20 protein-coding genes are annotated in these 21550 nt (G+C 64.4%); 13 read left to right on the forward strand and 7 right to left on the reverse strand.

The window, feature by feature from the left end; genetic code table 11:
• The 3 genes from ACE3RQ_RS11205 to ACE3RQ_RS11215 form a co-directional block, all read left to right on the forward strand.
• On the forward strand, positions 1-686 hold a 686-nt coding region (locus tag ACE3RQ_RS11205), incomplete at its 5' end, for a transketolase C-terminal domain-containing protein (protein WP_374522077.1).
• 36 nt (positions 687-722) lie between these two features.
• The gene (gap, locus tag ACE3RQ_RS11210; RefSeq protein ID WP_374522078.1) at positions 723-1721 is read left to right on the forward strand and encodes a type I glyceraldehyde-3-phosphate dehydrogenase; all 999 of its coding nucleotides are present in this window, start codon (positions 723-725) and stop codon (positions 1719-1721) included.
• 151 nt (positions 1722-1872) lie between these two features.
• Positions 1873-3786 carry a S8 family serine peptidase gene (locus ACE3RQ_RS11215; protein ID WP_374522079.1) on the forward strand — a complete coding sequence of 638 codons (1914 nt, stop codon included), beginning with the start codon at positions 1873-1875 and terminating at the stop codon, positions 3784-3786.
• A 13-nt stretch (positions 3787-3799) separates the two neighbouring features.
• On the opposite strand, the gene ACE3RQ_RS11220 is transcribed toward ACE3RQ_RS11215, so the two are convergent.
• Genes ACE3RQ_RS11220 through ACE3RQ_RS11230 form a run of 3 tightly spaced genes read right to left on the reverse strand, consistent with a single transcriptional unit; the run spans position 3800 to position 5822 of the window.
• Positions 3800-4501 carry an SPOR domain-containing protein gene (locus tag ACE3RQ_RS11220; protein WP_374522080.1) on the reverse strand — a complete coding sequence of 234 codons (702 nt, stop codon included), beginning with the start codon at positions 4499-4501 and terminating at the stop codon, positions 3800-3802.
• The gene (locus ACE3RQ_RS11225) at positions 4495-5289 is read right to left on the reverse strand and encodes a biotin--[acetyl-CoA-carboxylase] ligase (RefSeq protein ID WP_374522081.1); all 795 of its coding nucleotides are present in this window, start codon (positions 5287-5289) and stop codon (positions 4495-4497) included. Before ACE3RQ_RS11225 ends, ACE3RQ_RS11220 begins: the two co-directional genes overlap by 7 nt.
• Before the next feature lie 8 nt (positions 5290-5297).
• Entirely contained in the window at positions 5298-5822 is a 525-nt protein-coding gene (locus ACE3RQ_RS11230) for an SET domain-containing protein (RefSeq protein ID WP_374522082.1), read from the reverse strand.
• 100 nt (positions 5823-5922) lie between these two features.
• Between ACE3RQ_RS11230 and ACE3RQ_RS11235 the strand changes: the two genes are divergently transcribed.
• Positions 5923-8850, forward strand: coding sequence for a DNA topoisomerase III (locus tag ACE3RQ_RS11235; protein WP_374522083.1), 2928 nt, complete (start codon positions 5923-5925; stop codon positions 8848-8850).
• A gap of 21 nt (positions 8851-8871) precedes the next feature.
• On the opposite strand, the gene ACE3RQ_RS11240 is transcribed toward ACE3RQ_RS11235, so the two are convergent.
• The 3 genes from ACE3RQ_RS11240 to ACE3RQ_RS11250 form a co-directional block, all read right to left on the reverse strand.
• On the reverse strand, positions 8872-10251 hold the full coding sequence (locus ACE3RQ_RS11240; protein WP_374522250.1) for a sensor histidine kinase N-terminal domain-containing protein: 1380 nt from the start codon (positions 10249-10251) through the stop codon (positions 8872-8874).
• A gap of 112 nt (positions 10252-10363) precedes the next feature.
• The gene (locus tag ACE3RQ_RS11245) at positions 10364-11038 is read right to left on the reverse strand and encodes a response regulator (protein WP_374522084.1); all 675 of its coding nucleotides are present in this window, start codon (positions 11036-11038) and stop codon (positions 10364-10366) included.
• 39 nt (positions 11039-11077) lie between these two features.
• Positions 11078-11488, reverse strand: coding sequence for a MarR family winged helix-turn-helix transcriptional regulator (locus ACE3RQ_RS11250; protein ID WP_374522085.1), 411 nt, complete (start codon positions 11486-11488; stop codon positions 11078-11080).
• Between the two features lie 178 nt (positions 11489-11666).
• On the opposite strand from ACE3RQ_RS11250, the gene recA reads away from it, so the two are divergent.
• Both recA and recX read left to right on the forward strand, forming a co-directional pair.
• Complete coding sequence (gene recA / locus ACE3RQ_RS11255; RefSeq protein ID WP_374522086.1) at positions 11667-12767, forward strand: recombinase RecA; 1101 nt, start codon at positions 11667-11669, stop codon at positions 12765-12767.
• A gap of 5 nt (positions 12768-12772) precedes the next feature.
• Positions 12773-13219, forward strand: coding sequence for a recombination regulator RecX (gene recX / locus ACE3RQ_RS11260; protein WP_374522088.1), 447 nt, complete (start codon positions 12773-12775; stop codon positions 13217-13219).
• On the opposite strand, the gene argC is transcribed toward recX, so the two are convergent.
• Complete coding sequence (gene argC, locus ACE3RQ_RS11265; RefSeq protein ID WP_374522089.1) at positions 13220-14152, reverse strand: N-acetyl-gamma-glutamyl-phosphate reductase; 933 nt, start codon at positions 14150-14152, stop codon at positions 13220-13222.
• A gap of 209 nt (positions 14153-14361) precedes the next feature.
• On the opposite strand from argC, the gene sucC reads away from it, so the two are divergent.
• From sucC to ACE3RQ_RS11300, 7 genes are all read left to right on the forward strand, one after another.
• Entirely contained in the window at positions 14362-15522 is a 1161-nt protein-coding gene (gene sucC, locus ACE3RQ_RS11270) for an ADP-forming succinate--CoA ligase subunit beta (protein ID WP_374522090.1), read from the forward strand.
• A 23-nt stretch (positions 15523-15545) separates the two neighbouring features.
• A complete protein-coding gene (sucD, locus tag ACE3RQ_RS11275) occupies positions 15546-16445 on the forward strand; it encodes a succinate--CoA ligase subunit alpha (protein WP_374522091.1) in 900 nt (299 codons plus the stop codon).
• Between the two features lie 395 nt (positions 16446-16840).
• The gene (locus ACE3RQ_RS11280) at positions 16841-17626 is read left to right on the forward strand and encodes a Stp1/IreP family PP2C-type Ser/Thr phosphatase (RefSeq protein ID WP_374522092.1); all 786 of its coding nucleotides are present in this window, start codon (positions 16841-16843) and stop codon (positions 17624-17626) included.
• Between the two features lie 45 nt (positions 17627-17671).
• Entirely contained in the window at positions 17672-18304 is a 633-nt protein-coding gene (locus tag ACE3RQ_RS11285; protein WP_374522093.1) for an FHA domain-containing protein, read from the forward strand.
• Positions 18305-18412: 108 nt separating this feature from the next.
• Positions 18413-19198, forward strand: coding sequence for a 3',5'-cyclic-nucleotide phosphodiesterase (locus ACE3RQ_RS11290; RefSeq protein WP_374522094.1), 786 nt, complete (start codon positions 18413-18415; stop codon positions 19196-19198).
• A 183-nt stretch (positions 19199-19381) separates the two neighbouring features.
• Positions 19382-19807, forward strand: coding sequence for a pilin (locus tag ACE3RQ_RS11295; protein WP_374522095.1), 426 nt, complete (start codon positions 19382-19384; stop codon positions 19805-19807).
• A 39-nt stretch (positions 19808-19846) separates the two neighbouring features.
• Positions 19847-21529, forward strand: coding sequence for a Wzy polymerase domain-containing protein (locus ACE3RQ_RS11300; RefSeq protein WP_374522096.1), 1683 nt, complete (start codon positions 19847-19849; stop codon positions 21527-21529).
• The last annotated feature ends 21 nt before the right edge of the window (positions 21530-21550 follow it).

The following is a 21550-nucleotide window of genomic DNA, read 5'->3' on the forward strand; positions in this document are numbered from 1 at the left end:
ACTACTCGCGCAACGCCATCCGCATGGCCGCGCTGATGAAGCAGCGCGTGATCCATGTGTTCACGCACGACTCCATCGGCCTGGGCGAAGACGGCCCGACCCACCAGTCCATCGAGCACGGGGCCAGCCTGCGCCTGATCCCGGGTCTGGACGTGTGGCGCCCCGCCGACACGGCCGAGACCGCCGTGGCCTGGGCCGTGGCCCTGCAAAACGCCAACAAGCCCACGGCGCTGCTGCTGTCGCGCCAGAACCTGCCCTACGCGCCGAAGAAAGACCTCAGCGACATCAACAAGGGCGCCTATGTGCTGGCCGAGCCCGCCGAAGTGGGCCTGAAGAAGAAGGCGCAAGCCGTGATCATTGCCACCGGCTCCGAGGTGCAGCTGGCCATGAAGGCGCAAGAAATCCTGGCGCGTGAACACAAGATCGCGGTGCGCGTGGTCTCCATGCCCAGCACCACCACCTTTGACCGCCAGACCGTGGCCTACAAGAAAGCCGTGCTGCCCGCCGGCCTGCCGCGCATCGCCGTGGAAATGGGCTCCACCGATGGCTGGTGGAAGTACGGCGTGTCGGCCGTGGTCGGCATTGACACCTACGGCGAGTCCGCCCCCGCGCCGGTGCTGTTCAAGCACTTCGGCTTCACGCCCGAGAACGTGGTCGACACGGTGCGCGCCGTGCTGGCCAAGTAAGCCTTTCCCGATTCAACCAACCTTTGGAGTAGAGACATGACCATCAAGATCGGCATCAACGGCTTCGGTCGCATCGGCCGCAACGTGCTGCGCAGCGCCATCCAGAACTTCTCGGACATCGAAGTCGTTGCCATCAACGACCTGCTCGAGCCCGACTACCTGGCCTACATGCTGCAGTACGACAGCGTGCACGGCCGCTTCAAGGGCACTGTCAAGGTCGAGGGCAGCAACATCGTGGTGAACGGCAAGACCATTCGCCTGACCCAGGAGCGCGACCCCGCCAACCTGAAGTGGAACGAAGTGGGCGCCGACGTGGTCATCGAGTCCACCGGCCTGTTCCTGGACAAGGTCACCGCCGAGAAGCACCTGGCCGCTGGCGCCAAGAAGGTCATCATGTCCGCGCCCTCCAAGGACGACACCCCCATGTTCGTGTATGGCGTCAACCACGACACCTACGCCGGCCAGGCCATCATCTCCAACGCCTCGTGCACCACCAACTGCCTGGCCCCGGTGGCCAAGGTGCTGAACGACAAGTGGGGCATCAAGCGCGGCCTGATGACCACCGTGCACGCCGCCACCGCCACGCAAAAGACCGTGGACGGCCCGTCCAACAAAGACTGGCGCGGTGGCCGCGGCATTCTGGAAAACATCATCCCCAGCAGCACCGGTGCCGCCAAGGCCGTGGGCGTAGTGATTCCTGAGCTGAACAAGAAGCTCACCGGCATGTCCTTCCGCGTGCCCACCTCCGACGTGTCGGTGGTGGACCTGACGGTGGAACTGAACAAGGAAGCCAGCTACGACGAGATCTGCGCCGAAATGAAGGCCCAGAGCGAAGGCGCTCTCAAGGGCGTGCTGGGCTACACCACCGACAAGGTCGTGGCCACCGACTTCCGTGGCGAGACCTGCACCAGCGTGTTCGACGCCGATGCCGGCATCGCCCTGGACAAGACCTTCGTCAAGGTCGTGGCCTGGTACGACAACGAGTGGGGCTACTCCAACAAGTGCCTGGAAATGGTGCGCGTGGTGGCCAAGTAAGCGCATCGGCCTACCGTTTCGCCAAGAGCGCCTTCGGGCGCTCTTTTTTTGCCTGCCGCCGATGCATTGGCCGCGACCTTCCGCCGAAATGTCGCCAAAAGCCTCGTTTCTGTTGCCCTTGCGAGCGGACGCTGCGTGCTACAACATTGGCATGTTTGCGCGACCTGTCTCTCGTCTTCTGGCCGGCTTGCTGGCCGTGATTGCCCTGTCCGCCCAGGCCGGCCAGCCGGTAGGGCCGCCCGCTTATGGCCTCATCGTCGGCTATCGGGCAGAGGTGGACACCCTGCAGGCCGCCACCCGCGACAGAGGCCCCTGGAAAGCCAACTCAGCCCATGTACGAGATCGATGGCAGGAAGCCGTTGCCCAGGGGCGAGACCGCAGCCAGCGGGTGGCGAAAGAGGCTGGGGTTCGCGTCAAAGAGGTGGGCGAGGCAGGCAGTGCGGCTTTGCTGCGCTTTGAGGCACCGATGCGCGGGCAGGCCCTGGCCGACGCCATGCGCCGCCTTCGGCTACACCCCGACGTGGCCTGGGTGCAGCCCAACGTGATCGAGCGCCGTGCCCAGGCGCTGCCCACCACGCCCAACGACCCGCTCTTTGCCCAGCAGTGGCACCTGCAGGCCCCATCCTTCGGGTACGAGTCAGGCATCAACCTGCCGTCCGCCTGGGCCATCACGGCGGGGGCTGCGTCGGTGATAGCGGTGGTGGACACCGGCGTGCGCTTTGATCACCCCGACCTCGCCGGGCGATTGCTGGTCGGGTACGACTTCGTGAGTGAGATCCACATTGCCAACGATGGCAGCGGCCGAGACCCCGATCCCAGCGATCCGGGCGATTGGGTCACCCAGGCGGACCTGAGCGATCCGCTGTTCCAAGAGTGTGAGGTGGCCGACAGCTCCTGGCACGGCACCTTCATTGCCGGGCAGCTGGCGGCGCTTACCAACAACGGCCTGGGCGTGGCGGGTGTGAACCGCACCCCGGCCACGCGCGTGTTGCCGGTTCGCGTGGCGGGCAAGTGCGGTGCCTTAGTGTCCGACCTGCTGGACGGCGCCCGTTGGGCTGCTGGGCTGCCCGTTGCGGGTGTTCCGGCCAACCCCAACCCGGCGCGCGTGATCAACCTCAGTTTTGGCGGGGGCGCTGCCTGCTCGCCCGACTACCAGCGCATGGTGGACGACGTGACCAATGCAGGTGCCTTGTTGGTGGTGGCCGCCGGCAATAATGCTGGCCCGCTCACCCGCCCGGCCGATTGCCGTGGTGTCATGCCCGTGGCGGCGGTGGCGCCGAACGGCGCCAAGGCGTGGTATTCGAGCTTTGGTCCCCAGGTGGCGCTGTCGGCTCCGGGAGGGTCGGACGTCTTTGGCCAAACGGCCATGCTGCTGTCCACTGACAACAGCGGCCTTCAGGGCCCTGCTCCCTACGACGCCAACGGCTATTACGGCCGAAAGCAGGGCACCAGTTTCTCTGCTCCCTTGGCCGCCGGTGTGGCGACCTTGATGCTGGGCATCAACGCCAGCCTCACGCCCGCCGATCTCATTGACCGCATGAAACGGGCGTCGCGACCGCATGAGGTCACGCCCAATGCCGTTTGTAGCGTGTCCAACCCCGCCACCTGCACTTGCACCGCCGACACCTGTGGCACGGGGCTACTGGACGCCGCTGCCTCGGTCCAACTGGCCAGCGGTCCGGCGGCCATCATCCAGCGCATCGGCAGCGTCACGCCTGGCGCCACCGTCGCCTTGGACGGCAGTGCCAGCGTGGCGCTCTCTGGCGGCATCGCCAGTTACCAATGGACGCAGCTCAGCGGCCCGGCCGTGACCATCGTCAACGCCAACCAGGCGGTGGCCGGCGTGACGCTGCCCCAGGTCGAGGCCCGGTACGAGTTCCAGTTGCAGGTGACCGACAACACCACGCCCACCGCCCTGACGGGTGCGGACATTGTTTCCGTGACAGCGGCCTATCCGCCGGCAGCGCCCAGCGGTGGTGGCGGTGGCGGCATGGGCTGGGCCTGGGGCCTGGCCCTGTGGGCGTGGGTGTTGGCGCTGGGGTGGGCTCGGCGAGCGAGGAGCTGAACCGGTTCAGGTGTCAAGGGCAGCGCTGCAGCGCCTTGCCCGCCATGGCCTCACGCAGCCCCGTCAACTGCTCGCGTTGCGCCTCGGTGATGGCTGGCAGGCGCAGCTGATGGCTCAAGCTGTCGGGGCGCTCCTGCACCACGCGGGCGGTGCGAACACCCGCGCCTTCGACCTGACGCAAGGCGGTGCGTGCCGCCTCCTCGCTGGAGTAAGTGCCCAAGGCCAGGCCCGGTGTCAGGCCGGGGGTGTTCACGTCGCGGTACTCCACGCCCAGAGCCCTGAGCTCGGCCTTCTTGCGGGTGGCTTGTTCGGCGCTCTCGTATCGGCCCATGTAGACGATCCAGCGGCCCGCGCTGCGCTGCTCGGTCAGTTGCCAGGCCTCGGCACCCCAATTGAGCAGGCGCAGCTCGGCGCGCAGCAGCTCGGCCTGTGCTGGCGTGAAGCCGGTGGCCTCGTAGCAGGCAGTGGGTTCGGCGGCAGGGCTGAGGGCGGCAGCGGCCTGAGTATCAGCCGCGACAGGGGTCTGTTCCGGCGCAGGCGCCTCGGCCTTGGGCCCGTTGAGCAGGCGGATGGCCTCAGGCTTGACCTGCTGCGCCAGCCGCTGAGGCTCCCCAGTTTGTTGCGGTTGCAGGCCGAGGTTCCCAAGGTGGCCTTGCGTCCAGGCGAAATAGGCCAGGTTGGCCACCAGCAGCAGGGCGACCAGTGCCCTCAGCATGGGCGCACGCTCACTTCAGCACTGGTGACGGCGCGCAGGCCGCTGTCGGTCAGCACCTGCAGACCGCCATCGGCAGCGACGCCTTGCGCGGTGCCGCGCGTGCCGTCGGACAAGACCACGGGCAGGCCGCGCAGCGCGTCGCGCTGCGCGAAGCGCTGGGCGAAGGCGCGAAAACCCTGTGTCTCGAAGGCGAGCAGATCGCGCACCAGGGCGGGCACGACCCGCTCCAGGGTCTCGCCCGCCGTGATGCCCATGATGGCCTCCGCCAGGCCGGCCGGCGGCACCGGCGGCAGGGCCGTGCCGGCGGGGGCCACGGCCACCTGATCGGCCGGGCGAGCAATGTTGATGCCCACGCCCACCACCACCTGGCGTCGCGCCTGGCTGCCGTCGCCTGGGCTGGCGGTTTCCACCAGGATGCCGCCGAGCTTGCGGCCGTGCAGCCACAGGTCGTTGGGCCATTTCAGGCGAACGTCGGGGTGCAGGCTCTCGGCCAGGCTCACCCCCACCGCCAGCGACAGGCCCGACCAGTCCACTGGGGCCATGGGCAGGCCGATCGAGAAGGTGAGCGACTGGCCGGGCTGGCTGTGCCAACCCTTGCCCAGCCGGCCTCGGCCGGCCGTCTGTTCATCGGCCGCCAGCAGCACGGGCTCCAGTTGGCCAGCGCGGGCGCGGCGCATGAGTTCGGTGTTGGTGGAGTCGATGGTGGGCAGCACCTCGACACTGAAGCCCGGCAGGTGCGGCACCACGGCCTGCCAGACGTTTTCGGCGTGGGGCAGCAGCAGGCTCATGGCGCGGCTCAACCGAGGTGGGTGGCGCGGCCGCCGCGCTTGGGGGCCAGCAGCGTGCCGCGGCACTTGGGCGCGCCGCACCAGCAGGGGTATTGCTTCTTCAGGGCCGGGGTGAGCGGTTCGTCGATGACCAGGCCGTAGTCGTAGAACAGCTCTTCGCCCGCGGGGATGTTGCGCTTGGCGCGGATGAACACGCGCCCGTCTTCCACCTCGGCTTCGCAGTTCGGGTTGCAACTGTGGTTGATCCAGCGCGAGGAATTGCCACCGAACTTCGCGTCAATGACGTGCTCTTCGTCAATGTGGAAGTAGAAGGTGTGGTTGGGGTCGTTCGGGTCGTGCGGGTGGCGGCGCAGCGCTTCGTCCCAGGTGATGACCTCGCCCACGTACTCGATGAGCGTTTCGCCTTCGGCCAGATCGACCAGGGCGTAAACGCCACGGCCGTGAACGCCAGAGCGCCGCACCTGGATGCGCCGCACGGGAGCGGGGGCGCGGGTTTTGGCGGGCGCGGCAGGCTTTCCGGGGCTTTTCGTCACGGCCGAATTCTTTTGGTAAGGTTTGTTCATGCAGGTGCGCGCGTGTGTGCGCACCCACGGGAGCGCGCGTGCCTGCGCGCGAGGAAAAGCGATTGTAGAGATGAAAACCGAAGGTTCCGCCAAAACGCTGGTCATTGCCGAGAAGCCGTCCGTGGCCCAGGACATCGTGCGCGCGCTCACGCCAGTGGCGGGCAAGTTCGACAAGCACGACGACCACTTCGAGAACGAGCAGTACGTCGTCACCTCGGCCGTGGGTCACCTGGTCGAGATTGCCGCACCCGAGCAGTTCGATGTGAAGCGCGGCAAGTGGAGCTTCGCCCACCTGCCGGTGCTGCCGCCCTACTTCGAGCTCAAGCCCATCGACAAGACGAAATCGCGGCTCAACGCGGTGGTCAAGCTGGCCAAGCGCAAAGACGTGGCGCGGCTCGTCAACGCCTGTGACGCGGGCCGCGAGGGTGAGCTGATCTTTCGCTTGATCGAGCAGTACGCCGGCGGCCTCAAGGGCGGCCAGTACCAGGGCCTGGGCAAGCCGGTGCGGCGCCTGTGGCTGCAGTCCATGACGCCGGCGGCCATTCGCGAAGGTTTCGAGCGCCTGCGCAGCGACGAGCAGATGCGCGGCCTGGCCGACGCGGCGCGCAGCCGTTCCGAGGCCGACTGGCTGGTGGGCATCAACGGCACCCGCGCCATGACGGCGTTCAACTCTCGCGACGGCGGCTTCTTCCTCACCACCGTGGGCCGGGTGCAGACGCCCACGCTGTCCATTGTGGTGGAGCGCGAAGAAAAGATCCGCGCCCACAAGAGCCGCGACTATTGGGAAATCCACGCCAGCTTCCTGGCCGAGGCCGGCGAGTACCCGGGCAAGTGGTTCGATCCCAATTTCAAGAAGCCCACCGGCGACGACGCCGACGCCGACCAGCGCGCCGACCGGCTCTGGGACCACCGCCAGGCCTTGGCCATCGTGGAGGCGGTGCGCGGCAAGACCGGCAGCGTCAAGGAAGAGAGCAAGCCCACCACCCAGGCCAGCGGCTTGCTGTACGACCTCACCAGCCTACAGCGAGAGGCCAACGGCCGCTTCGGTTTTTCGGCCAAGACCACGCTTCAACTGGCGCAAAGCCTGTACGAGCGCCACAAGGCCCTCACCTACCCGCGTACCGATTCGCGCGCCCTGCCTGAAGACTATCTGGGCACGGTCAAGCAAACCTTCGAGATGCTGGCCGACAGCGGCATGAAGCACCTGGCACCGCACGCCCTGACGGCGCTGAACAACGGCTACATCCGGCCCACCAAGCGCGTCTTCGACAACAGCAAGGTGTCGGACCACTTCGCCATCATCCCCACGCTGCAGGCGCCCAGCGGCCTGAGCGACGCCGAGCAGAAGCTCTACGACCTGGTGGTGCGCCGCTTCCTGGCGGTGTTCTTCCCCAGCGCCGAGTTCATGGTGACCACGCGCATCACGTCGGTGCTGAACCACCACTTCAAGACCGAAGGCAAGGTGCTGGTCAAGCCGGGCTGGATGGCCGTGTACGGCAAAGAAGCCGCCGAAGACGTGGAAGGCGCGCAGGCCGGTGACAAGGGCCAGAACCTGGTGCCGGTGCGCGAAGGCGAGACGGTGCGCACCGAGGCGGTGGAGGCCAAGGGCCTGAAGACCAAGCCGCCGGCGCGCTACTCCGAAGCCACGCTGCTGGGCGCCATGGAAGGCGCGGGCAAGCTGGTGGATGACGAAGAGCTGCGCTCCGCCATGCAGGAAAAAGGCCTGGGCACCCCAGCCACGCGCGCGGCCATCATCGAAGGCCTGTTGACGGAAAAGTACATGCTGCGCGAGGGCCGCGAGCTCATCCCCACGGCCAAGGCCTTCCAGCTCATGACGCTGCTGCGCGGCCTGGAGGTGGAGGAACTCTCCAAGCCCGAGCTCACTGGCGAGTGGGAATACAAGCTCTCGCAGATGGAGCACGGCAAGCTCTCGCGCGATGCTTTCATGGCCGAGATCGCGGCCATGACCGAGCGCCTGGTGAAGAAGGCCAAGGAATACGACCGCGACACCGTGCCTGGCAACTACGCCACCCTGGGCACGCCCTGCCCCAACTGCGGCGGCGTGGTGAAGGAAAACTACCGTCGCTACGCCTGCACCGGTGCCGATGGCCACAGCGAAGGCTGCGGCTTCTCGTTCACCAAGTCGCCGGCGGGCCGCACCTTCGAGGTGGACGAGGCCGAGGCATTCCTGCGCGACCGCCACATCGGTCCGCTGGAGGGCTTCCGCTCCAAGGCTGGCTGGCCCTTTGTGGCAGAGATGGCGCTCAAGTACAGCGAAGACGACAAGAACTGGAAGCTCGAATTCGACTTCGGCGACGACAAAAACGCCGAGGAAACCGGCGAGCTGGTCGAGTTCGCCGCCGGTGAAACGCTGGGGGCTTGCCCCAAGTGCGGCAGCCCGGTGCACGAGCACGGTGCCAACTACGTGTGCGAGAAGTCGGTGCCCACCGCCGCCCAGCCCACGCCGAGTTGCGACTTCAAGAGCGGCAAGGTCATCTTGCAGCAGCCGGTGTCGCCCGAGCAGATGCGCAAGCTGCTGAGCACCGGCAAGACCGATCTGCTCGACAAGTTCGTGTCCATGCGCACGCGCCGCTCGTTCAAGGCCTTTCTCGCCTGGGACAAAGAGGCCGGCAAGGTGAACTTCGAGTTCGAGCCGCGCGAGAGCAAGTTCCCGCCGCGCAAGACGGCGGCGCGCGCCGCCGCCCCGGCCAAGAAGGCCGCACCCGCCAAGAAGGCGGCTGCCACCAAGGCCCCGCGCAAGACCACGGCCGCTTCCGGCAAGGCGCCCAGCGCCGCACTGGCCGCGGTGATTGGTGACGCGCCGGTCTCGCGCCCCGAGGCCACCAAGAAGCTGTGGGACTACATCAAGGCCAACGGCCTTCAAGACGCGGCCGACAAGCGCAAGATCAACGCCGACGCCAAGCTTGCGGCGGTGTTTGGCAAGCCGCAGGTCACCATGTTCGAGATCGCCGGTTTGCTGGGCCCGCACCTGGCCTGATGCTCGCGCGCGGCCGGGGCGCTACTCGGGCTGCGTTTCCGGTGTGGGCGGGAATTTGATCGACACGCGCAGCCCGCGCTGCGCGCGCTCGGGGTGGGCGTCTTCCATGTGGACCGTGGCCCCGTGTTGCTGGGCGATCTCCTGCACGATGGCCAGGCCAAGGCCCGAGCCGTCCACGTTGGTGCCCAGCGCGCGGTAGAAGGGCTGCATCACCAGTTCGCGTTCGTTTTCGGGCACGCCGGGGCCGTTGTCTTCCACCTGAATCACCTGCACGCCGCTGAAGCGGTCGAACAGCACGCGCGCCGTCACCACGCCGCCACGCCCGCTGTAGGCGATGGCGTTGTCCAGCAGGTTGCGCACCATCTCTTGCAACAAGATGGGATTGCCCACGTGGTGGGCCGCCTCGGGCAGCGCCTCGGGGCCCTCGTAGCCCAGGTCAACGCCGGCCTCCAGCGCACGTGGCACCGAGTCTTGCACCACGCCGGGCACCAGCCGCGCCAGGTCCACGCGCGCGCTGGGCAGTGCACGCCCGGTGGACTCGGCCCGGGCCAGCGCCAGCAACTGGTTCACTGTGTGCGTGGCGCGCGCGCTGGCGCGGGCGATCTGCTGCAGCGACTTGCGGGTTTCGTTGGGGTCGGTCTCGCGCTGCGCCAGCTCGGCCTGCATGCGCAGCCCGGCCAGCGGTGTCTTGAGCTGGTGCGCGGCGTCGGCCAGAAAGCGGCGCTGGGTGGAGAGCGAGGCCTTCAGCCGCGTGAGCAAGTCGTTGATGGACGACACCAGCGGCGCCACCTCCTGCGGAATGAACGATTCCTCAATCGGGCTCAGGTCGTCCGGGCGGCGCGCCCGGATGCGCTGCTCCAGATCAGACAGCGGCCGAATGCCCCGCACCAGCGCCAGCCACACCAGCAGCACCGCCACCGGCAGGATCACGAACTGCGGCACCATCACGCCCTTGATGATTTCGTTGGCCAAGGTGGAGCGTTTGCCCTTGGTTTCAGCCAGTTGCAGCAGCACTGGGGCCGAATCGCCCTTGGCCATGAGCCAGGTGTAGGCCACGCGCACTTCGTCACCGCGCACCACGTCATCGCGCAGGCGGATGCGGCCGGTCTCCACCAGCTCTTGCGCGCCCGGTGGCGGCAGGTCACTGTCGCCGCTGACCAGCTGGCCCCGGCTGTCGAGCACCTGGTGGTACACGATATCGCTGTCGTCGGCGCGCAGCAGGTCTCGGGCCTGCTTGCCCAGCTCGAAGCGCACCCGGCCGTTGTCTTGCTGCACGATCTGGGTGAGCGCCTGCAGGTTGAACTCCAGGGCGCGATCGAAGGGCTTGCTGGCAATGCCCTGGGCCACGTACCACGTGAGCGCCAGCGAGAGCGGCCACAGCAGCAGCAGTGGCGTGAGCATCCAGTCCAGGATCTCGCCGAACAGGCTTCGCTGTTCGCGCTGGAACAGGCCGAAGGCGGTGGCGCTGGCGCGTGCGTCGGCCGGCTTGGCCGAGGGCGGCGCGGGCTTGTCGTCAGCCGGGGATTTTTTCAAGGCAGTAGCCCAGGCCGCGCACGGTGGCGATGCGGATCGGTCCCTTCTCGATCTTCTTGCGCAGGCGGTGGATGTAGACCTCGATGGCGTTGTTGCTGACCTCTTCGCCCCATTCGCACAGGTGCTCCACCAACTGGTCTTTGCTCACCAGACGACCCGCGCGCTGCAGCAGCACCTCCAGCAGGCCCAGCTCGCGCGCTGAGAGTTCCACCATCTTGCCGTCGATGGTGGCCACGCGCCCAGCCTGGTCGTACACCAATGGCCCGTGCTTGATGGTGGCGCTGGTGCCGCCCATGCCCCGGCGCGTGAGTGCCCGCACGCGGGCTTCCAGCTCTTGCAGCGAAAAGGGCTTGGCCATGTAGTCGTCCGCGCCATAGTCCAAGCCCTTGACGCGCTCTTCCACGCTGTCGGCGGCGGTGAGGATGAGCACCGGCAGATTGGAGCCGCGCGAGCGCATGCGCTTGAGCACTTCCAGCCCGTGCAGCTTGGGCAGGCCCAGGTCAAGAATCAGCAGGTCGAACTCGTTGTTCGTCATGAGCGCGGCGTCGGCTTCGGTGCCGTTGCTCACGTGGTCCACCGCCGCACCGGCTGCCCGCAAACTGCGCAGCAAGCCGTCGGCGAGGACCTGGTCGTCTTCCGCTATCAGGATGCGCATGGCGGTGTCTCCTCGTTGTACGCAATTGATTTTAGGGGCTCAGTTTTGGACGTAGGCCTCCAGGCCCAGCGTCACCACGGTGGCCACGTCATGTCCCACCTGTGCGTGGAACTCGGCCTCGGCGGTGGCCACGGCTTGGCGGAAGGCCTCCAGCCAGAGCAGCCCGTCCGCTGTGAACACGATGCGCCTGGCGCGGGCGTCCAGTGGGTCGGCCTCGCGGCGCACCAGGCCCCAGGCCTCGCACTGCGTGACCAAGTCGCCCATGGCCTGCTTGCTCATCCCGGCGCTGGCCGCCAGCTCGGTCAGGCGTGCGCCTCGCAATGACAGGTGCCGCGTGATGTGCACGTGCGCTGCCCCAATTTGCGCGCGCGAGGCCAGGTTGGACAGCGCCAGTGGCACCTCGGGGTTGCTGGCCATGAGTTCCAGCACGCGCGCGTCGAAGCGTCGCATGGCCTCGCCGAGTAGGCGCCCCAAGTGGCCACCGCGCCAGCGGTCATCTGGTGAATGCATGCACCAGATGGTAAGGCAAACTGACCAAATTATCGAATTTTTGCAATGTATTGGCTGTTAAAGTGCTGGCCATGCATCCAGTGCTGGATGCAATTCCACCCTCAAACCGGAGCACCGCATGAACACCGCCGTCCAGACCTCTTCCGTCAACAGCGAAAAAGCCAAGGCCCTGCAAGCGGCGCTGGCCCAAATCGAAAAGCAATTCGGCAAGGGCACCATCATGCGGCTGGGCGAGGGCGAGCAGATCGAGGACATCCAGGTGGTGTCCACCGGCTCGCTGGGCCTGGACATCGCCCTGGGCGTTGGTGGCCTGCCGCGTGGCCGCGTCATCGAGATCTACGGCCCGGAATCCTCGGGCAAGACCACGCTCACCCTGCAGGTCATCGCCGAGATGCAGCGCCTGAACGGCACTTGCGCTTTCGTGGACGCCGAGCACGCGCTGGACGTGCAGTACGCCCAGAAGCTCGGCGTGAACCTGTCCGACCTGCTCATCAGCCAGCCCGACACCGGTGAGCAGGCACTGGAGATCGTGGACTCGCTGGTGCGCTCGGGTGCCGTGGACCTGGTGGTGGTGGACTCGGTGGCCGCGCTCACGCCCAAGGCCGAAATCGAAGGCGAGATGGGCGACCAGCTGCCCGGTCTGCAGGCCCGCCTGATGAGCCAGGCGCTGCGCAAGCTCACCGCCACCATCAAGAAGACCAACTGCACCGTCATCTTCATCAACCAGATCCGCATGAAGATCGGCGTGATGTTCGGCAGCCCCGAAACCACCACCGGCGGCAACGCGCTGAAGTTCTACGCCTCGGTGCGCCTGGACATTCGCCGTACCGGCACCATCAAGAAGGGCGAAGAAGCCATTGGCAACGAGACCAAGGTCAAGGTGGTGAAGAACAAGGTCTCGCCCCCGTTCAAGACGGCCGAGTTCGACATTTTGTTTGGCGAGGGCATCAGCCGCGAAGGCGAAATTCTCGACCTGGGCGTCGTGCACCGCATCATCGAAAAATCGGGTGCCTGGTACGCCTATGGCGGCGAGAAGATCGGCCAGGGCCGCGACAACGCCCGCGAGTTCCTGAAAGAGAACCCCGACCTGCGCGTGGAAATCGAGAACAAGGTGCGTGAGGCCCTGGGCGTGCCGCTGCTGCCGGTGGACGGTGCCGACGAAGCGGCGCCGGCGGCCAAGGGCAAAAAGGCCAAGGCCGACGTGGCCAGCGCCGAATAAGCGCAGTGGGTTTCCAGGCGCTTTCCCTCAAGGGCCGGGCCCTGCGCCTGCTGGCCGGTCGTGAACATTCACGGGCCGAACTGGAGCGCAAACTGGTCGCTCACGAGACCGAGCCCGGCGAGTTGGCCCGCGCGCTGGATGAGTTGCAGGCCAAGGGCTTCATCAACGAGCAGCGCGTGGTGGAGTCGGTGCTTTACCGGCGCGCCTCGCGCCTGGGCGCATCCCGGGTGAAGCAAGAGTTGCAGGCCAAGGGCCTGCCGGCCGAGGCCGTGGCCCAAGCGGTGGCCGGCTTGCAGGCCACCGAACTGGAGCGCGCGCGCGAGGTCTGGCGCAAGAAGTTTGCGGAACCCGCCAGCGACGCGGCTGGTCGGGCCAAGCAGATGCGGTTTCTGGCCTCCCGGGGCTTCAGCCCCGAGGCCATTCGCCGCGTGGTGCGCGGCGAAGACGACTGATCACAGCCCCAGCATCAGGCGCAGGTTCTGCACCGCAGCCCCGCTGGCGCCTTTGCCCAGGTTGTCCAGGCGGGCGATCAGCACCGCGTGGCGGTGCGCCTCGTTGGCGAACACACGCAGCTCCAGCTTGTTGGTGTCGTTCAGCGCGGTGGCGTCGAGCTTGCCGCTCTCGGTGGCCGGCTCCACGCTCACCCAGCCACCTGCGGCAGCGCTGCCGGCGTAGTGCCGCGCCAGCACGTCGTGCAGATCGGCCGCCTTCGGCTTCCCCGGCAGTTCGTCCAGGTGCAAGGGCAGTTGCACCAGCATGCCCTGGCGGAAGTTGCCCACCGCGGGAACGAAGATGGGGCGACGGGTCATGCCGGTGTAGCGCTGGATCTCCGGCAAGTGCTTGTGCGAGAGGCCAAGCGCATAGGCCTCGAACAGCGGCGCCGTGCCGGCCTCATAGGCCTCGATCATGGTGCGACCGCCGCCCGAGTAGCCGCTGACCGAAGGCAGGGCCACGGGGAATTCCGCCGGCAGCACACCGGCCTGCACCAAGGGGCGCAACAGCGCGATGGCGCCCGTGGCGTAGCAACCGGGGTTGGCCACCCGATCGGCCGCCATCACCGCCTCGCGCTGGCCGTCGCACAGCTCGGGGAAGCCGTACACCCAACCCGGTGCGCAGCGATGGGCGGTGGACGCATCGATGATGCGCGGCTTGCGCCCTTCCAGGCTGTCGACCAAGGCCACCGACTCAATGGCCGCGTCGTCGTGCAGGCACAAGATGACAAGGTCCACGCTGCCCACGATCTCGCGTTTGGCCTGCGGGTCTTTGCGGCGCTGTGGGTCGATGCTGACCAGCTCGATCTCGGGCATCAGCTGCAGGCGCTCGCGAATCTGCAGGCCGGTGGTGCCCGCTTCGCCGTCGATGAATACCTTGAATTGCTTGGCCATGGCGTGGTGGTTTCCTCAGGATCAGGGGAGAAGCACGAGGCGGCCGGTCATCGGCAGGCCTCTCGGGCGACAAAGGCGTCGCTTTTTGGTGCGTCGCACCATGATACATTCCCGCAGTTCTGCCCAAAGTGTGTTCAGGACGCCCGACCGTGGGCGTCGTGCGCGTCCGAAGCGAGCTCTCCCCCCGTTCCATTCCTGAGAGAACCCTCATGAAGATTCACGAATACCAAGGCAAGGAAATCTTGCGCCAGTTTGGTGTGCCGGTGCCCCGTGGCATCCCGGCGTTTACGGTGCAAGAAGCGGTTGAGGCCGCACAGAAGCTCGGCGGCCCGGTTTGGGTGGTCAAGGCCCAGATTCACGCGGGTGGCCGCGGCAAGGGCGGCGGCGTCAAGGTCGCCAAGAGCATTGACGAGCTCAAGGAGCTCGCCGGCAAGATCCTGGGCATGCAGCTCGTCACGCACCAGACCGGCCCGGAAGGCCAGAAGGTTCGCCGCCTCTACATCGAAGACGGCGCCGACATCAAGAACGAGCTGTACGTCTCGCTGGTCACTGACCGTGCAACGCAGAAGGTCGCCCTCATTGCCTCCAGCGAAGGCGGCATGGACATCGAGGAAGTGGCCCACTCCACGCCCGAGAAGATCATCACCGAGATGATCGACCCGCTGACCGGCATCACCGCCGACCAGTCCAAGAAAATCGCTGCGGCCATCGGCCTGACCGGCGGCTCGGTGGACCAGGCCGTGGATCTGTTCGCCAAGCTCTACAAGTGCTACATGGACACCGACGCGTCGCTGGTGGAAATCAACCCCCTGAACTGCGACAGCAAGGGCAACATCATCGCCCTGGACTCCAAGTTCAACTTTGACGCCAACGCCCTGTTCCGCCACCCCGAAATCGTGGCCCTGCGCGACCTGGACGAAGAAGACCCGGCCGAAGTCGAGGCTTCCAAGTTCGATCTGGCCTACATCTCCCTGGACGGCAACATCGGCTGTCTGGTCAACGGTGCCGGCCTGGCCATGGCCACCATGGACACCATCAAGCTGTTCGGCGGCGAGCCGGCCAACTTCCTGGACGTGGGCGGCGGCGCCACCCCCGAGAAGGTCACCGAAGCCTTCAAGATCATGCTCAAGAACCCCAAGGTCAAGGGCATCCTGGTCAACATCTTCGGCGGCATCATGAAGTGCGACACCATCGCCACCGGCGTGATCACCGCCTGCAAGGCCGTGAACCTGTCCGTGCCGCTGGTGGTGCGCATGAAGGGCACCAACGAAGAGCTGGGCAAGAAGATGCTGGCCGAATCCGGTCTGCCCATCATCTCCGCCGACACCATGGCCGAGGCCGCCACGAAGATCGTGGCCGCCGTCAAGTAATCGCCCAGCCAAGGAATCCGATCATGAGCATTTACATCAACAAGGACACCAAGGTCATTACCCAGGGCATCACGGGCAAGACCGGTCAATTCCACACCCTGGGCTGCCAGGCCTACGCGAACGGCAAGAATGCCTTCGTCGCCGGCGTGAACCCCAAGAAGGCAGGCGAGAAGTTCTCGGACATCCCCATTTACGCCTCCGTCAAGGAAGCCGCCGGCCAGACCGGCGCCACCGTGTCCGTGATCTACGTGCCGCCCGCCGGCGCCGCCGACGCCATCTGGGAAGCCGTTGAGGCCGATCTGGAACTGGTGATCTGCATCACCGAAGGCATCCCCGTGCGCGACATGCTGATGGTGCGCAACAAGATGAAGGCCAAGGAAGCCGCTGGCGGCAAGAAGACCCTGCTGCTGGGCCCCAACTGCCCCGGTCTGATCACCCCCGAGGAAATCAAGATCGGCATCATGCCCGGCCACATCCACAAGAAGGGTCGCGTTGGCGTGGTGTCCCGTTCTGGCACCCTGACCTACGAAGCCGTGGCGCAGTTGTCCGAACTGGGCATTGGCCAATCGTCGGCCGTGGGCATTGGTGGTGACCCCATCAACGGTCTGAAGCACATCGATGTGATGAAGGCCTTCAACGATGATCCCGACACCGACGCCGTGATCATGATCGGCGAGATCGGTGGCCCGGACGAAGCCGAAGCCGCTCGTTGGTGCAAGGACAACATGAAGAAGCCGGTGGTCGGCTTCATCGCTGGTGTCACCGCCCCTCCCGGCAAGCGCATGGGCCACGCCGGCGCGCTGATCTCGGGTGGTGCCGACACGGCCGACGCCAAGCTCGCCATCATGGAAGAGTGCGGCTTCACGGTGACCCGCAACCCCTCCGAAATGGGCCGCCTGCTCAAGGGCCTGCTCAAGGGCTGACGCTCACACGGGTTGACCCCAACCATGAAAAAGGCAACGCTTGCGTTGCCTTTTTTGTGCTCAATCACGCTTTGCGGCCGTTTGGCTTGCGCGGTCTGAGGCGGCTGAAACAAAATGCAGCCCTTCACATCGCGCCATTTGGCGACGCGCCAAGTCCCGTCCGGAGGCCGGAGTGTCGACGGTGCTCGGGCCGGTGGCGACGAGTGCTTCGCAAGGGAAATGGTCCAGATTCGTTCGGGCAACCTTCGATCTCCGTCGAGCAACCGGACAGGCAGCCTCCTCATTTGGTCGAGCGATTTGGTGGCACATTCTGGCGATACCTCAGCTGCTAAGAGCAGGGCAGGGTCACCTGTTTCCCTGCCTTGTGCCGCAGCCATGGCTTAGATGCGCCCAACATGAACTTTGAGTTTTTCAGCCTGTCGGACACGGGACTGGTCAGGGATAACAATGAAGATTCCGTGTCCATCGATGCCGACAACCGCCTCGTGGTGCTGGCCGATGGCATGGGTGGCTACAACGCAGGCGAAGTTGCCGCCGCTATGGCAACCACCTTTATCAAAGCTGAGCTCGGTCGGTGGATTGCCGATGGCGGACACGAGTCAAGTTCGCGAGAACTGAAGCGGGCCATGGAGGTGTGTATCGACAACGCCAACCGCTCCATCTTCAATGCGGCCAATTCCAATCCGCAGTATGCCGGTATGGGCACAACTCTGGTGATGGGGGTGTTTCTCGACGGCAAGGCCATGATTGGGCACGTGGGTGATTCCCGTTGCTATCGCCTTCGCCGTGGAGAGCTAGCCCAGATCACGCGTGACCATTCATTGCTTCAGGAGCAAATTGACGCAGGGCTCATCTCGCTGGAGCAAGCTCAGTTCGCCACGCACAAGAACCTAGTCACTCGCGCCCTGGGCGTAGAAGACACCGTACTTCTTGAGGTGTCCGAGTACCGGGCGGAAGATGGTGATCTCTACCTGTTCTGCTCGGATGGCCTTAGCGACATGGTGCCCGACAATCGCTTACGTGCTCTGTTGCAGGTCGAGACCAGTTTGAGGGAAAAAGCCCGGTCCTTGGTGGATGCCGCCAATGATGGCGGCGGACGCGACAATATTTCGGTAATACTGGCGCATGCACGTGCTAGGCCGATGCGCAAAGGCTTGCTGTCGCGAATGCTCGGAAAATAGTCCCAATCACTTAAGAACAGATCACCGGATCCAGAGGAGTCGGCCATGCCGAAAATGATCGTTTCCATTGATGGCGTCGTCATCAAAGAAGTGCAGCTCACCAAAGACCGCACCACACTCGGACGGCGGCCCTATAACGACATCGTCATCGACAACCTGGCGGTCAGCGGTGAGCACGCGGTGCTGCAGATGGAGGGCGATCGCTTCGTCATCGAAGACCTCAACAGCACCAACGGCACCTACGTCAACGGTCAGACCGTCAAGAAGCAGGCGCTGAGCAATGGCGACACCATCGAGATCGGCAAGTACAAGATCAAGTTCGTGCTGGACGGCGCCGCAGGCCAGCGCGAGAAGACCACGGTCATCAATGCCGGGACGGTGGTGGCGAGTGAAGATGGTTCCGCCAATGCGCTGGGGTCGGCCGTGATCAAGGTCTTGTCCGGCAACGCCACCGGGCGCGAGGTGCCCCTGGTCAAGGTGGTCACCACCATCGGCAAGCCAGGTGTCGCCGTGGCAGCCATCACCAAGCAGCCCAACGCTTACGTGGTGGCCGTCGTCGATGGCACGCATGCGCCCACCCTCAATGGGCAGCCGATCGGCAGCGAACCCATCGAGCTGCGCAATGGCGACATCTTGGAATTGGCTGGAACTCGCATGCAGTTCCTGTTCAAACCCTAACTCCTGCCTCGGGGGTATACAAGTGCCCCCAAAGTGCCAAAAAAGTCCTATACCACCTCATTGCTGCAGGGTAGGCTTCGCGAGTTCTGACTTGCTCGGTTAGCCCACATGAGGATTCGCGTCCTGGGGTGTTCTGGCGCCATCGCCCAAGGATGCCGCACCACCTCTTTCCTGATTGACGACGACGTCTTGATAGACGCTGGTACTGGCGTGGGCGATCTCACGCTGGATGAGATGGCGCGCGTGGGCGATGTGCTGCTCACCCATTCCCATCTTGACCACGTGGCGGCCCTGCCCCTCATGCTGGATGCAGTGGCCGCCCGCCGCATGGCACAGGGCCTGGGTCCGATTCGGGTACACGCCCTGCCGGAAACCATTGCTGCCTTGAAGGCTCACGTTTTCAATGGTGTTATCTGGCCCGACTTCTCTGCCATTCCCCGGGCAGATGCCCCCCTCATCGTCTTCGTGGCCTTGCAAGTTGGTCAGCGCCTGTTTTTGGCGGGCAAACAGATTGAGGCGCTGCCTGCGGTTCATACTGTGCCGGCAGTGGGCTATGCCGTGAGCGCGGGGGCCGGCCATTGGGTCTTCAGTGGGGATACCGAGCGCAACCCTGCGTTTTGGGCGCGCATCAACGAACTGGCGGTCAGCCACCTGGTGATCGAAACTGCCTTCAGCGATCGCGAACAGGCCATCGCTCAACGCAGCCTGCACCTCGCACCCGCCACCTTGGCCCAAGAACTGGCCCAGATCGCCATTGGCTGCCAATACCCCATCTACATCACCCATACCAAACCCGCCGAGACGGGTCTCATCGTCGATGAAATTCGACGCTTCGACGGCGAGCCACGCCATGACATCCGGTGGCTGACCACCGGTGATGTCTTTGAGGTGTGACGATTTTTGTCACCTTGGTTAGGGCTGACAAAAATCGTCTGCCCTTATGGGGCGAACTCCGCTACTTTTTGCCGAAAATAAATCCAAAAGTATGTGTTCCGGCCAGATTTCAGGAGGCGATAGCCCTGGCATGGTCCATGCTGACAAGCCTACGTCCCTGTCACAACCCTTTGAGGAGTTTTCATGAAGCGTACCCTGCAAAAAGGTTTCACCCTGATCGAACTGATGATCGTGGTGGCCATCATTGGTATTCTGGCCGCTGTGGCCCTGCCGGCCTATCAGGACTACACCACCCGCGCCAAGGTGTCGGAAGTGATCCTGGCCGCTTCGTCGGCTCGTACGGCTGTTGCGGAAGCTGCGCAGACCATTGGTGAGATGCCAGAACTCGCTAGCATTGCTTTCGATTCGCAGGCATCCAAGTTTGTCAGCAGCGTTAGCTATGCTCGCTCTTCTGCCTCCGTTGGGGTTGTCACTGCGCTGGCAACTGGTGACACTCGAATTTCCGGCGGGAGTATTGTTTTGTCCGGTACGGTTTCGAGCAACGGCCAGGTTGATTGGGTTTGCGGTGGTTCGATCCAAGCTAAATACCGTCCTGCTTCTTGCCGTTAAACCAAACGAAGCAAGCAAGGCCCTGAGGGGCCTTTTTTTATGCACATTGTCAACAAGCCTCTCTGGACCCCCCTGGCATCCATTGCCCTCGCGTTATCTTGGCTTCTGCCAAATGCGCAGCCGCCATGGGCAGCCTTTCATAAGGACGCCTTTTTGGCGTTGGTGTTGACCTTGGCATGCTTTCCAATGGTCCTGCGAGCCTGGAAGCTCCGTGCCGAATCTCATTTGGATTGGCTGTCCTGTTATCTGATGGGACTCGCCCTGCTGGCGTTGTCTCATTGGTGGATGGGGAAGGTGGACTTTCTTGGGCAAGCGTTTGTCGGCTGGCTGTACTTCTTTGCAGCAGGCTTTGCCATGTACGCAGGGCGCCTGTGGACGGCTAGCAGCCTTGGCCATGTGGAGCGTTTTCTGTTTTCGGCTTTCGTCGCTGCGGGAATCGCAACGGCTGGGATGATGTATGGCCAGTGGGCACAGATTGACATGCATCCGGTCTGGTTCAACTATCTGCCACCTGGCGAGCGGCCGTACGGCAATCTGAACCAAGCCAACAATGCGGGCTCCTTGTTGTTGTTGAGCTTGATTTCCCTTGCCTGGTTAATGCTGACGTCGAAGCTGCGCGCACGCGTGTTCCTGATGGCCGGGGTCTTCGTGATTGGCGCTCTTGTGTTGACCGCATCCCGAATCAGCTTCCTGTCCTTTGTGGGCTTACTGGTGGTGGCGCAGATGTTGACTTGGCGTCTGCCCAGGTTCAGAGGCTACCGTTGGTTTCCTCTCATTTTGTTTCTGGTGTTTGCTTCGATTTTCCTTGCACAGCAGTATGGCTGGGGAGAGGCGGCGGAGAACTCGAATCCATTGCGGCGAGACCTTGCAGGCATCCGCATGGCAGCGTACTCAGCATTCGGTGAGGCTATCGTTAGTGGACCTCTGACGGGCTTTGGATTTGATCAAGCTGTCAAAGCTCAGCTGTTCGCTGGCCAGCTTGGACACAAGCTACCAGGTCTCTTTGGGTGGACGCACAATTTCGTACTCGACATCGCTGTGTGGTTTGGCTGGCCGATTGCCTTGCTAGGAATTGCCGTGGGCGGCTGGTCCGTTTATCAATTGCGCCATCTCTCTGTCGATTCAACAGCCGCAGCCAGTATCGCGTGTGTGATCGTTCTTCTGATGCACGGCATGGTTGAGTTGCCACTTACATATGCCTACTATTTGTTGCCCCTTTGTTTGCTGATCGGGGCGTTGCTTGGTCGAGCGGCTATTCCCTCGATTCGTTTGCCTATTCCCTTGTCTGGTGCATTTTTGATTGGACTGTCAATCGCCTTGGCAACTATCTTTGTTGACTACATGCGCGTGGAGACGGCTTTCAACGCCTGGCGATTCAAGGTGGCTCGAATTGGTGCGATTCCCGACAAAATCGAAGCCAAGTTTATGGTCTTGGATCATTTTTCCGTGCTAATTGAAGGACTGGATGCAGATCCCTCACAAGCGCAGAGTTTTGACATGGCGCGTTTTCGCTCAGCCGTCTTGTCGTTTCCCTCGCCATATGCGCTTCAGCGTCTTGTGCTTCTGCAGGCGAAGAGTGGTGACGCTAGTGGCGCTAAAGAAAGTGTGGAAGTGGCGCGCCTGCTCACCTCCAAAGAAACCAACCGTGACATGGCTGCGCAATGGGCAGTGTGGCAGAGGATGGATCACGAGGTGGCCGCGGTCGATTGGCCGTCAGAGTAAGGTTGCGACCCCCATTGCATC

This window comes from Hydrogenophaga sp. (assembly GCF_041913525.1).
Taxonomy (GTDB): Bacteria; Pseudomonadota; Gammaproteobacteria; order Burkholderiales; family Burkholderiaceae_C; genus Hydrogenophaga.

Coding starts and splice junctions, on each gene's coding strand:
- gap (WP_374522078.1), top strand. CDS start 723: ATGACCATCAAGATCGGCATCAACGGCTTCGGTCGCATCGGCCGCAAC.
- ACE3RQ_RS11215 (WP_374522079.1), top strand. CDS start 1,873: ATGTTTGCGCGACCTGTCTCTCGTCTTCTGGCCGGCTTGCTGGCCGTG.
- ACE3RQ_RS11220 (WP_374522080.1), bottom strand. CDS start 4,501: ATGCTGAGGGCACTGGTCGCCCTGCTGCTGGTGGCCAACCTGGCCTAT.
- ACE3RQ_RS11225 (WP_374522081.1), bottom strand. CDS start 5,289: ATGAGCCTGCTGCTGCCCCACGCCGAAAACGTCTGGCAGGCCGTGGTG.
- ACE3RQ_RS11235 (WP_374522083.1), top strand. CDS start 5,923: ATGAAAACCGAAGGTTCCGCCAAAACGCTGGTCATTGCCGAGAAGCCG.
- ACE3RQ_RS11240 (WP_374522250.1), bottom strand. CDS start 10,251: ATGCTCACGCCACTGCTGCTGCTGTGGCCGCTCTCGCTGGCGCTCACG.
- ACE3RQ_RS11245 (WP_374522084.1), bottom strand. CDS start 11,038: ATGCGCATCCTGATAGCGGAAGACGACCAGGTCCTCGCCGACGGCTTG.
- ACE3RQ_RS11250 (WP_374522085.1), bottom strand. CDS start 11,488: ATGCGACGCTTCGACGCGCGCGTGCTGGAACTCATGGCCAGCAACCCC.
- recA (WP_374522086.1), top strand. CDS start 11,667: ATGAACACCGCCGTCCAGACCTCTTCCGTCAACAGCGAAAAAGCCAAG.
- argC (WP_374522089.1), bottom strand. CDS start 14,152: ATGGCCAAGCAATTCAAGGTATTCATCGACGGCGAAGCGGGCACCACC.
- sucC (WP_374522090.1), top strand. CDS start 14,362: ATGAAGATTCACGAATACCAAGGCAAGGAAATCTTGCGCCAGTTTGGT.
- sucD (WP_374522091.1), top strand. CDS start 15,546: ATGAGCATTTACATCAACAAGGACACCAAGGTCATTACCCAGGGCATC.
- ACE3RQ_RS11280 (WP_374522092.1), top strand. CDS start 16,841: ATGAACTTTGAGTTTTTCAGCCTGTCGGACACGGGACTGGTCAGGGAT.
- ACE3RQ_RS11285 (WP_374522093.1), top strand. CDS start 17,672: ATGCCGAAAATGATCGTTTCCATTGATGGCGTCGTCATCAAAGAAGTG.
- ACE3RQ_RS11290 (WP_374522094.1), top strand. CDS start 18,413: ATGAGGATTCGCGTCCTGGGGTGTTCTGGCGCCATCGCCCAAGGATGC.
- ACE3RQ_RS11295 (WP_374522095.1), top strand. CDS start 19,382: ATGAAGCGTACCCTGCAAAAAGGTTTCACCCTGATCGAACTGATGATC.
- ACE3RQ_RS11300 (WP_374522096.1), top strand. CDS start 19,847: ATGCACATTGTCAACAAGCCTCTCTGGACCCCCCTGGCATCCATTGCC.